This is a genomic window from Coprobacillus sp. (assembly GCF_984815275.1).
The window spans coordinates 53,452-65,875 of record NZ_CFJNYH010000002.1; the positions used below are offsets into that span (position 1 = coordinate 53,452).

The 12,424-nt window shown below is 31.3% G+C and carries 8 protein-coding genes and 1 other RNA gene; all 9 read left to right on the forward strand.

Translation table 11 applies throughout. The annotated features are described in order from the left end of the window. Nucleotides 1-28 precede the first annotated feature (28 nt). The 9 genes from AC5M21_RS01245 to ssrS all read left to right on the forward strand — a co-directional run bounded on the left by AC5M21_RS01245 (nt 29) and on the right by ssrS (nt 12,421). Entirely contained in the window at nt 29-1,723 is a 1,695-nt protein-coding gene (locus AC5M21_RS01245) for a ribonuclease J (RefSeq protein ID WP_008789632.1), read from the forward strand. Between the two features lie 76 nt (nt 1,724-1,799). Beyond that, the gene (locus AC5M21_RS01250; protein WP_302378533.1) at nt 1,800-4,079 is read left to right on the forward strand and encodes an FtsK/SpoIIIE family DNA translocase; all 2,280 of its coding nucleotides are present in this window, start codon (nt 1,800-1,802) and stop codon (nt 4,077-4,079) included. A 517-nt stretch (nt 4,080-4,596) separates the two neighbouring features. Continuing rightward, entirely contained in the window at nt 4,597-5,682 is a 1,086-nt protein-coding gene (locus AC5M21_RS01255) for a BMP family lipoprotein (RefSeq protein ID WP_008789634.1), read from the forward strand. A 123-nt stretch (nt 5,683-5,805) separates the two neighbouring features. Then, nucleotides 5,806-7,329 (forward strand): ABC transporter ATP-binding protein, encoded by a 1,524-nt coding sequence (locus AC5M21_RS01260; RefSeq protein ID WP_008789635.1) that lies wholly within the window; start codon nt 5,806-5,808, stop codon nt 7,327-7,329. Next, a complete protein-coding gene (locus tag AC5M21_RS01265; protein WP_008789636.1) occupies nt 7,326-8,429 on the forward strand; it encodes an ABC transporter permease in 1,104 nt (367 codons plus the stop codon). The genes AC5M21_RS01260 and AC5M21_RS01265 overlap by 4 nt, the downstream gene beginning before the upstream one ends. Next, a complete protein-coding gene (locus tag AC5M21_RS01270; protein WP_008789637.1) occupies nt 8,429-9,382 on the forward strand; it encodes an ABC transporter permease in 954 nt (317 codons plus the stop codon). Before AC5M21_RS01265 ends, AC5M21_RS01270 begins: the two co-directional genes overlap by 1 nt. An 89-nt stretch (nt 9,383-9,471) precedes the next feature. Continuing rightward, entirely contained in the window at nt 9,472-10,746 is a 1,275-nt protein-coding gene (gene yfmF, locus AC5M21_RS01275) for an EF-P 5-aminopentanol modification-associated protein YfmF (RefSeq protein ID WP_008789638.1), read from the forward strand. Next, nucleotides 10,733-12,013, forward strand: a complete 1,281-nt coding sequence (yfmH, locus tag AC5M21_RS01280) for an EF-P 5-aminopentanol modification-associated protein YfmH (RefSeq protein ID WP_008789639.1) — start codon at nt 10,733-10,735, stop codon at nt 12,011-12,013. Before yfmF ends, yfmH begins: the two co-directional genes overlap by 14 nt. A 249-nt stretch (nt 12,014-12,262) precedes the next feature. Next, a non-coding RNA gene (gene ssrS, locus AC5M21_RS01285) (6S RNA) lies at nt 12,263-12,421 on the forward strand. The last annotated feature ends 3 nt before the right edge of the window (nt 12,422-12,424 follow it).

Genomic DNA, 12,424 nt, shown 5'->3' on the forward strand with positions numbered 1-12,424 from the left:
ATAGAAAGCAGAATGAAAGGGTGAAAAGATGAAAAAAGATATCGTTAGGTTTATACCTATGGGTGGACAAGCAGAAATGGGTAAAAGCATGTACTGCTTTGAAATCAATGACAAGATTTTTATAATAGATTCAGGGTTTCGTTTTCCTGATTCGGACAAACTAGGTGTTGATGTCATCATTCCTAGTTTTACATATTTAGAAGAAAGAGCAGAGCAGATTGTGGCGATTATTATTACTCATGCTCATGATGATGCTATGGCAGCTTTACCATATTTATTACAAACTGTAAAAGCGCCAGTTTATGCTCCAAATCTGACAGCAGATTTGATTGAACAAATGGTAGAACGTTTCCAGCGTCATAATCGTGTTCGGTTAAATTTGGATTTAAGACGTGTTAAACGAAATGCTTCAATTGATATAGCAGGTGTTCCAATTGAGTTTTTTCCAGTGACACATTCAATTCCTGGAAGTGTTGGTGTGGCTTTATGGACAGATCAAGGATATATTGTCTATAGTGGTGAATTTATTATTGATTTTGGAGCACCAGAAGGGTTTAGATGTGATATTCAGAAAATGATGGAAATTGGTAAAAAAGGTGTTCTGGCACTGCTGGTTGAATCATCAAGTTCAAAACATGAGGGCTACACATCTCCAAATCATAAGTTAACAAATAAAATTGATCATATTTTTGAAGATAGTAATGAAAGGATTATTATTTCTAGTTATGCTCAGAATGTTTTTAGAACAAAAGAAATTATTGAATTAACAAAAAAATATAAACGACAAATTGTTTTCTATGGTAGAGATAAGTATGACAATACAAATAGTTTATTGCGTTTAGGACAAAAATCAAAAGAACCTATTATTGATGTTCCAAATCGATTGTTAGGTAAAAAAGAAAATATAGGGAAACCTCAATATGATAGCAATTATGTTATTTTATTAAGTGGCAGTCCAAGAAGAATCTATCATGATATTTGTGATATTATTGATGGTGGAGATGATTTATTAAAGTTAAGAAAAGGAGATACATTCATTGTCGCTTCTCCAGTATTACCAGGAACTGAAAAAATTGCAAATAAAGCACATAATGGTCTATATAAAACAGATGCTCATATTCATTTATTAAAGAATAAAGATTTATTTTCTATGCATGCTTCTGAAGAAGATATCAAGGTCATTATTCAGATTTTTAATCCTAAATACTACATTCCTATAAAAGGAGAGTATCAACACTTTATTTCTAATATGCACATTGCTAAGGATATGGGGATTAAAGATGATCATATTGTTATTTTAGATAATGGTGAACGTATTACATTTAAAAATGGTGAATTGGAAAGTGCTCGTGATACTTTTGAAATTGAAGATATTATGATTGATGGAATTGGTATTGGCGATGTTGGCGAAAAAGTTATAGACGATCGTATACAACTTGCTAATGATGGTGTGGTCATTGTAGGATTAACAATTTCTAGAGAGACAAAGGATATTATTGCTCAAACTGATTGTCAGACAAGAGGTTTTGTTTATTTAAAAGATTCAGAATATGTGATAAAGCATATTATTGAAATTTGTGAAAATGTAATAGCAAAATATAAAGAAAATCCTGAATTAGAAGTTGCTGATGTTCGTGCAATGATGAAAGATCAATGTATGAAGTATATTGTGAAAGAAACTGGTAAAAAGCCTGTTTTTATAGGTGTTGTTGTCGAAAAATAAGCAAGAGAAATCTTGCTTTTTCTTTTCAATATTGGAATATTTTGTTATAATGAGGAAAGTGAAAGTAGGTGAGGGCATGGCTAAATCAAAACGAACAAAGAAATCTCAAAATCAAATTATAGAAGAAACATTACGTTTACGAATTATAACACTCTTAATATTATTTATCATTGTTATTGCAGCTTTGAGGCTCGGCTTTATTGGTCAGGGGCTTCACCAAATGTTTACTTTTTTTGTTGGTAATCTTTATGGTGTTGTTTATGCTATCCTTAGTTTGTTATGTTGTTATATTATTTATAAGGCAAAAATTCCACGTTTTAAAGGACCTGAAGCACTTGGGTTTTATTTGATATTTGCGAGTGCTTTAACACTCGCAACAATTCCTGGTGATCCGCAAGTTAAAGGAATTGGTGTTATCAATACGTATATTCAGGGAAAAACTTTTAATAAAGGTGGATTGCTTGGACATATCTTTTATGGGTCTTTAAGTGCTTTGTTTGATAGTTTAGGAACTTTGATTTTAGCTATTGTTGTTTTATTAATTGGATGTGCTCTGTTATTTAGCAAACTTTATGTACAATATCAAGCAAAACAAAAGAAAAAGAAAAAACCAGTTAAGAAACAAAAGGAAGAATCATCTGAACCAGTTCCTCAAACTATTGTTTTAAAGAAAAAATCTCACTTCTTTGATTTCTTATCAAAAAGTGAGGAAATCCCTTTGTTTCCAGATGAAATATTTGAAGATGAACCAAAGGAACCTGTTTTAGACCCTGAAATTACAAGTGCATTTGAGTTTAATGATGAAAATATGAAAATAGATATTAAAGAAATGGAACCTGTTAAAACGGAAATAGAAGAAGTTACTGAAGAAACAATTCAAGTGAAACCACGCAAATCTTCATCTCAATACCATCTGCCACCACTAAGTTTGTTATCTACAAAATCTACGAATAATGCTTCAAAAGAAAGAACTTCAGCAAACAAAAACGCGGCACGCTTAACGACTGTTTTAAAACAATTTGGCGTTAATGCTACAATTGAAAATGCCTTTATTGGCCCTACAATTACAAAATATGAATTAAAATTGGAAACAGGGACTCGTGTCAATAAAATACTTCAATTACAAGATGATATCAAACTTGCACTTGCAACTGCTGACATTCGTATTGAAGCTCCAATTCCAGGAAAGCCATATGTTGGAATTGAAGTTCCAAATCAATCTGCATCAATGGTTGCGTTCAAAGATGTTTTTAAAACAGTATCAACTGATAAAAAAATGGAAAGTAACAAGTTAGTTGTTGCTTTAGGAAAGGATATTTCTGGCAAGCCAATTTATGCTGAATTAGATAAAATGCCCCATTTATTAATAGCCGGGGCAACTGGTTCAGGAAAATCTGTTTGTGTCAACACAATCATTTCTTCTATATTAATGCGAGCAAAACCAGATGAAGTGAAATTAATTTTGGTTGATCCTAAGAAGGTGGAACTTTCTATCTATAATGGTATTCCACATCTGCTAGCGCCTGTGGTTACTGATCCAAAGAAAGCAGCAGCAGTACTTAGAGAAGTTGTTTCAGAAATGGAGAGACGTTATGATCTCTTTGCAAGTGTCAATGCGAGAAATATTAAAAGCTATAATGAATTTGTAAAAGATTATAATAATGGAAAAAGTGATTCTGAACAAAAAGAAATTCTATCATATCATGTTATCATTTTAGATGAAGTTGCTGACTTGATGATGGTTGCAAGTAAAGATGTTGAAGATTGTATTATGCGTATATCTCAAATGGCTAGAGCAGCTGGGATTCACTTAATCGTTGCGACACAAAGACCATCTACTGATATCATTACAGGTGTTATCAAAGCAAATATTCCTTCACGTATTGCATTTGCAGTTTCTTCAAGTATTGATTCAAGAACAATCTTAGATACATCTGGAGCAGAGAAATTATTAGGAAAAGGAGATATGCTATTTTCCCCTATGGGAGCTTCATCACCTATTCGTGTTCAAGGTTGCTTTGTGTCTGATGATGAAGTCTCTGATATTGTTCATTATGTTTCCCAGCAGCAGGAAGCTATTTATGAAGATAAATATGTTAATGCCAAAGCAACATCATCAAATTCTTCATCTGGTGATGATTATGATGATGGTGATGAAGAGTATGAAATGTGTCGTGAATTTGTTATTCAGGCACAAAAAGCCAGCACATCATTATTGCAACGTAAATTTAGAATCGGCTATAACAAAGCTGCACGTATCATCGATCAGTTAGAAGAAGATGGTGTTATTGGACCACAGCTTGGTAGTAAGCCAAGAGAAGTTTTTATAAGGCAGTATCACGAAGAAGACTTATAGAAAAAAGACTTACATAATTCTCTTTCACTTAAAAAGTGGATAGAAGAACTGTCCCCTCTGGTTGAATTATTAACTGGAGGGGTTTAAATATGTCAAAATGAACATTCGAAGGTAAAAAAGAAAGAACAAGACTCTATAATGAAAAGGATTATTTATATGCTAGTATTGCATGCAAATATAACGGATTTAGGTTTGTTGTAAATAATAAGAAAATATCATGTATATAATGATATAGTTTTACAGAAATGGAATGCATTCAAGAAAATAAAAATTCTTTTCTATAATACTTCAATATATCTAAACTACAAGCAGATAGTTTATATTCTTAATCAAGCTTTACTGCAAACAATACCCATTTAATCTTTTTTTGTTGTGTTTTTAATTTATTTGAGTGAAATAAAACAATTAATAGAATGAGCATCTATAAAAATGTTTTATTGAATAGATAATCTTTCTTTTCTTTTTGTAAATTTAATGTTAAAATATGTGTAGAAATTTTGAAGGAGGAAAACTGAATATGAAAAAAATGTTTGCGTCTTTATTAGCATTATCAATGATTCTTGTTGGATGCGGTGGTAATGATGATGGCGACAAAAAAGATGACTCTAAGAAAAATACCATTGTTATGATTACTGACAAAGGTACAATTGAGGACAAATCTTTTAACCAAGGGACTTGGGAAGGAATTAAAGCTTATGGCACAGAAACAGGTGCTAAGACTGAGTACATTAAACCTACTGATGGAACAACTCAAGCTTACAATGAAGCTATTGATCAAGCTGTTAATGACTACAAGGCAAATGTTGTTGTGACTCCAGGTTATTTATTTGAAGCATCTATTTATGAAAAACAAACTACATATCCTGATGTGAAATTTATTTTAATTGATGGGGTTCCAAACAAAGATGGTCAATATAAAGAATTCAAAACGGCTGATAATACAGTAAGTATTAAATATGCTGAACAAGAATCTGGTTATTTGGCTGGTTATGCTGCTGTAAAAGAAGGACATACTAAACTTGGTTTTATGGGTGGTCAAGCGGTGCCTGCAGTTGTTAACTTTGGTTATGGTTATGTTCAAGGTGCAAATGATGCTGCAAAAGAATTAGGTATTAATATTGAATTACAATATAAATATACAGATTCTTTTATCCCAGATCCTGCAATTCAAACTGAGGCTGCTTCTTGGTATAAATCTGGAACAGAAATTATTTTCTCATGTGGTGGAGGAATCTTCGCTTCAATCAGCGCTGCTGCTCAACAAAATAATGGACTTGTTATTGGTGTTGATGTTGATCAAAATGGTGAAGGTGAATATGTTTTAACTTCTGCATACAAACAATTAGCTCATTCAGTTCAAGTTCAATTGAAAGCAATTGATGATGGTTCATTCAAAGGTGGACAGGATCTTGTTTTAAGTGCAAAAGATGAAGCTGTTGGTTTACCAATGAAAACTTCTAGATTTAAAAAATTCACACAAGCTGATTATGATACACTTTATAAGAAACTAGTTAATGATGAAGTTAAAATCATTAATAATGAAGGTGCTAAAGCTGTTACTGATATTAAAGTATCAAATGTAAAAGTTACACTTGTGAAATAATTTTGTGTGATTGAGAGAGGGTTTTAGGAGCCTTCTCTTTTTTTGTGAAATTATCCTGAATATGAAAAATATATTTATATTTGTTGAAAAAAAAGATATAATATTGGATAAGGAGGAGATTGAATGGAATATGTAATTGAAATGTGTCATATTACAAAAGAATTCCCAGGAATCATAGCTAATGATGATATAACACTTCAGTTAAAAAAAGGCGAAATTCATGCTTTATTGGGTGAAAATGGAGCTGGAAAATCAACTTTAATGAGTGTGCTTTTCGGACTTTATCAAGCTGAAAAAGGTGTCATTAAGATGAATGGTCAAGAAGTAACTATTAAAGATCCAAATGATGCCAACAAACTAGGAATCGGAATGGTTCATCAGCATTTTAAACTAGTACATAATTTTACAGTGTTAGAAAATATTATTTTAGGTGCTGAAGATACAAAAAAGGGACTATTGACATTAGATGCGGCTAGAAAAAAAGTGAATGATTTGAGTCAAAAGTATCATTTAAATGTTGATTGTGATGAAATAATTAGTGAAATTACTGTTGGAATGCAACAACGTGTTGAAATTTTAAAAATGTTATACAGAGATAATGAAATTCTTATTTTTGATGAACCTACTGCTGTATTAACGCCTCAAGAAATTAAAGAATTGATGAACATTATGAAGAATCTTTCAGCGGAGGGAAAATCAATCTTATTTATTACTCATAAATTAAATGAAATAAAAGAGGTAGCTGATCGATGTACAGTTCTTAGAAAAGGAAAATACATTGGAACAATTGAGGTTGGTGAAACGTCTAAAGAAGAAATGTCAGAAATGATGGTTGGACGTAAAGTTAATTTTAATGTAAACAAAGAAATGGCTAAACCAACTGATGTTGTATTGAGTGTACAACATCTATGTGTTGGAAAAAAAGATCATAAAGATGTGGTTAATGATGTAAATTTCGAAGTTCGTAAAGGGGAAATTGTTTGTATTGCTGGTATTGATGGAAATGGACAATCTGAATTGGTTTATGCTTTATCTGGATTAATGCCAGTCAAAGAAGGGACAATTTTATTAGATAATCAGGATATAACTCATACTTCTATATTTACTAGAAATGTTGCTGGATTAGGACATATTCCAGAAGATAGACATCGTTATGGTTTGGTATTAGATTATCCTCTATCATATAATATGGCTTTAAAGAGTTATTTCAAAAAGGAATTTAATAATCATGGTTTCTTAGATTATAAGAAAATGACAGAATATTCAGATCATCTTATTCAAAAATTTGATGTGCGAAGTGGGCAGGGATCAAAAACAATTGCACGTAGTATGTCTGGTGGTAACCAGCAAAAGGCAATTATTGCAAGAGAAGTAGATAATGATCCTAAGCTTTTAATTGCAGTTCAACCAACACGTGGTTTGGATGTAGGTGCTATTGAGTTTATTCATTCTGAACTTGTAGCCGAAAGGGATAAAGGCCGTGCAATTCTTTTGATTTCTCTTGAATTGGATGAAGTCATGAATTTAGCTGATCGTATTTTAGTAATTTATGAAGGTGAAATTGTTGCTGAATTAAATCCAGAAAAAACTACTATTCAAGAATTAGGCTTATATATGGCTGGTTCTAAGAAGGAGGGTGTAAAATGAAAAAATGGTTAAAGAGTGAGGGGGCCAGCAGTTTTATATCTTCTTGTATGGCTATTGCTATAGGGCTGTTGTTTGGGTTAGTTATTATTCTTTTTACGAATCCTGCTAATGCTTTTGATGGATTTTTGAACATGCTGTTTGGTCCGTTGAAAATGGGAATGATGGGGATTGGACGTGTTTTATTTTATGCTATTCCAATTATCATGACTGGTCTTTCTGTAGGCTTTGCTTTTAAAACAGGTCTATTCAATATTGGGACACCTGGACAGTTCATTACTGGTGCCTTTGCTGCAGTTTATGTTGGTGTTCATTGGACTTTTTTACCTGCTGAAATTCATTGGATAGTAGCTTTGCTGGCTGCATTTATTGTTGGTGGATTATGGGCAATAGTTCCAGGAATTATGAAGGCATATTTAAATGTTAACGAAGTTATCAGTTCTATCATGATGAATTATATTGGAATGTATCTCGTTAATTTTCTAGTAAAGGCAACTGTTTTTGATGAATTAAGATCGCAATCATTAGGAGTCGCATCTTCAGCTGAAATTCCTCGTTTGGGATTAGATCAATTATTTAGAGGCTCTACACTTAATGCTGGTATTTTGATTGCTTTAGGAATGGTTATTATTATTTACATTATACTCAATAAAACAAAATTTGGTTATGAAATGAAAGCATGTGGTTTTAATGCTGATGCGGCAAGATATGCTGGTATTAACGAAAAGAAAAACATTGTATTGGCAATGGTAATTGCTGGCGCTTTAGCTGGAATAGGTGGAGGATTAGTATATCTTTCTGGATCAGGAAAATTTATTAGTATTGTTGAAGTGCTTGCTCCTGAAGGATTCAATGGAATTCCAGTTGCACTATTAGGGCTATCTAATCCAATTGGGATTTTCTTCTCAGGAATTTTTATATCATATTTAACTGTTGGTGGAAACTTAATGCAGCAATTTGGTTTTATTCCTGAAATTGTTGATATTATTATTTCTGCTATCATCTATTGCTCTGCTTTATCATTAATGATAAAACTTTGGTTAGCTAAAAAGAAGTCTACTCATAAAAAACAAATGATAGAAACAAAGGAAGGTGATGAATAATGGATTTATTTTATTTTGTTATTCAGCAAACATGGACTTTTGCTATTCCTTTGCTTATTGTTGCTTTAGCAGGATTATTTTCTGAACGAAGTGGTGTTATTAATATTGCATTAGAAGGTATTATGTTAATCGGTGCATTGTTTGGAGTTTCATATTTACACTTATTTGGTAATGTATTGCCACCACAGCTTAACCTTATTATTGCATTATTGATTGCTGGAGGGACAGGCATGTTATTCTCATTACTCCATGCATTTGCTTCTATACATATGAAAGCCGACCAAACAATTAGTGGGACTGCTTTGAATATATTTGCTCCAGCTTTTTGTGTCTTTTTTGGAAGATTAATCCTTGGAACACAACAGATTTCTTTTGATAATCTTTTTAGGATTGAATCAATACCTTTATTGGGCAGTATTCCTGTAATTGGACCAATGTTTTTTCAAAATACATATGTGACAACTTTTTTAGGAATTATTATTCTTTTGGTATCATATGTACTTATTTATAAAACAAAATTTGGTTTGAGACTACGTGCTTGTGGAGAGTTGCCTCAAGCAGCTGATAGTGCTGGGATTAACGTATATAAAATGCGTTATGCTGGCGTTCTTATTTCAGGTTTATTAGCTGGTATAGGTGGTTTGGTTTTAATTATTCCAACAAGTACCATTTTTAATGCAACTGTCGCTGGATATGGATTCTTGGCTCTGGCTGTTTTGATTTTTGGACAATGGAAACCGTTTAAAATCTTTTTTGCAGCTTTATTCTTTGGGTTTATGAAAACCATAGCTGCCACATCAAATGCTATTCCATTTTTATTAGGTTTAGGAATTCCGGCAGTTGTTTATAAAATTATACCTTATATAGCAACTTTGATTGTTCTTGCTTTTGTTTCAAAAAATTCTGCTGCGCCACGTGCAGAAGGTGAGCCATTTGACAAAGGAAAACGTTAAAGGGAGGTCAGGATGAAAGTCTTGATCTTTTTTTATTTTATTTTCATAAAAAATGAGTATAATAGTAATATGCGAGAAAAGGAGAATTTATGGAAACAGTTTATCAAATGAAGGGATATACATTACATTTGATCCCTACAAAGAAATTTAAAACAATAACAATGTCTTTGCGTTTGCAAAGTCCATTGACAAAAGAAACAACAACATTAAGAACTCTATTAACATTTGTTATCGTTGCAGCTACTAAAAAATATCCATCCACAAAAGAACTGGCATCGTATCTTGATGAAAATTATGGGGCTAGATTATCTACAAATATCGCTACTAAAGGAAAATCACAAACAATAAATGTTTATTCTAGTTTTGTGAATGATGTTTATTTACCTATTAATGAATCTTTGCTAGTTCGCCAAATTCAGTTATTAAGTGATTTGTTTTTTAATCCTCTTGTTCAAGATCAGAAGTTTGATGAAGAAATTGTCAAAATGAAGAAAAAAGAGTTGAAAGAAAGATTACAAGTTAATAAAGATGATAAGTTTTCTTATTCATTAGATAAGTTATTTGAGTATATGGGGAAAAATCATACATTAGGGATTCCAAGTACTGGATATGAAGATGAAATAGATACAATATCATCACATGACCTTTACAAATATTTTTTAGAGACTATTCAAAACGATGAAAAGCATCTTTATGTTGTGGGAGATATAGATGAATCAATTATAGATATATTGAATCAGCATCTTCAATTCCCTGAAAACAATAAAGATTATCCTTCAGCGTATAGTTTTGATAGTCAGCGTCAAGATGTTTTAGAGATTATAGAGGAACAGGACTTAACACAATCTAAGCTCAATATGGGTTATCGTATTGGCTGTGATTTCACATCAAATCATCATTATGCATTCACTGTTTTTAATGCTTTATTTGGCGGTTTTTCTCAATCACGTTTATTTAAGGTTGTCAGAGAAGAGAATAGTTTATGTTATTATGTTTCATCAAGTTATGATGCTTTTAATGGAATAATGATTGTAAACGCTGGAATTGAAGCAAAAGATTATCAAAAAACAATGAGTCTTATTAAAGAACAATTAGAAGATATTCAAAATGGAAATTTAAGTGATAATGATATTCAAATTGCCAAAATCATGCTTCAAAATGCTTTAAGGAAAACAAATGATGAAGCAGGGAGTATGATTGCTTTAGCTTATAATAGAGACATCACTCACAAACAAGAAACGAATGATGAATATATTCAAAAATTATTAAATGTAAGCAAAGAAGATATTATTAATGTAGCTAAGAAAGTACAGTTAGATACAATATTCTTCCTTACAGGAAAGGATTTTCATGGAAACAATTAATTATCAGACATTACAAGAAACTTTATATTATGAAGAGATGGCTAATGGATTAAAAGTCTATTTATTACCTAAAAAAGGATTCTCGAAGACTTATGGTTTATTTTCAACACATTTCGGTTCTGTAGATACAACATTTGTGCCATTAGGAGAAAATGAAATGATAACTGTTCCTGATGGGATTGCTCATTTCTTAGAACACAAAATGTTTGAGATGCAAGATGGTGATGCAAGTGAGAAATTCGCACAACTTGGAGCGAGTACAAATGCTTTTACTTCATCTTCAAGAACTGCTTATCTATTTAATACAACAAGCCATGAGAATGAATGTGTTGAATTATTGCTAGATTTTGTTCAAGATATTTATTTAACTGATCAAACAGTTGAAAAAGAAAAAGGGATTATTAATCAGGAAATTGGTATGTATGATGATGATCCAGATTGGCGTTGTTATTTTGGAAGTATTCAAAACCTTTATCAAAAACATCCAGTCAAAATTGATATTGCTGGAACAGTAGAAACAGTTAATGAAATAGATAAAGATATTTTAGAAAAATGTTATCAAACATTTTATCACCCTAGTAATATGATGTTATTTGTTGTAGGGAATATCCAAGTTGAAGATACAATTCAATTGATTAGAAATAATCAAGCAAAAAAACATTTTGATAAAGAAAAACAAATTCAAAGAGAAATTACCAAAGAACCTCAAGGAATTGATAAAAAAGAAGATATTTTGCATATGGATGTCATTATGCCTAAAGTTATTGTTTCCATGAAAATTAATGATATTTTAAGTGAGCCTAAAGAAAAATTAAAAAGAGAATTAGGCATGAACATTTTATTAGATCTTCTATTCTCTAAAAGTTCACCTTTATTTGAAGAGTGGACACGTTTAGGAATTATTAATGATAGTTTTAGTGCTAATTTTACCCAAGAAAGAGATTATTCTTTCTTGCAAATTGGTGGAGACACTATGGAACCAGAAAAATTAAGAGATAAGATTTTAGATTTGATTCATTCAATAAAAGATTATGCTATTGATGATGTTGAATTTCAGCGTGTTCAAAAGAAAAATATTGGTGTTTTAATTGGCGTATTCAATAGTCCAGAGGGCATTGCTAATTTGTTTAGTAGATATTATTTTGAAGGAATTATGATTTTTGATTTAATAGATTGTGTGGCAACTCTTAAAAAAGAAGATATTGAAAATTTAAAAGCACTTTTTGATATTGATTTAACAAGTACATGTATGGTTAAAGCTAAATAAATTACAAAACTATAACAATTATTAATGAAATTTTTGTTATAGTTTTTACAAATTTGTTTTTCTGTTTTTAGAAATACAAATCTGTAAAAGAGAAGGGTGTTCAAAAAATGTCCTTACAATGAGAAAAAAATAAAGAGATAGAAAAACCAAGTATATTGTAGGAAACGCGAACAAAATGATATGGAAAAAACTTTAAAAATAAAAACCCTTTTCGTAGGTTTACAGAATAGGTTTTTATGCTATAATAAGTTTGACCTAAGAGAATATGTATTTCCTACACGATAGATAAGGGAATCTGATTGTTGGTCGATGGTGTTGAAAGCCTATCTTGAATAGGAATCCTAAAGTCGAACACAAGATACCCACCTGTATTAACCAGGGATAATATCTAAAACTCTTAGGTTTTTATTA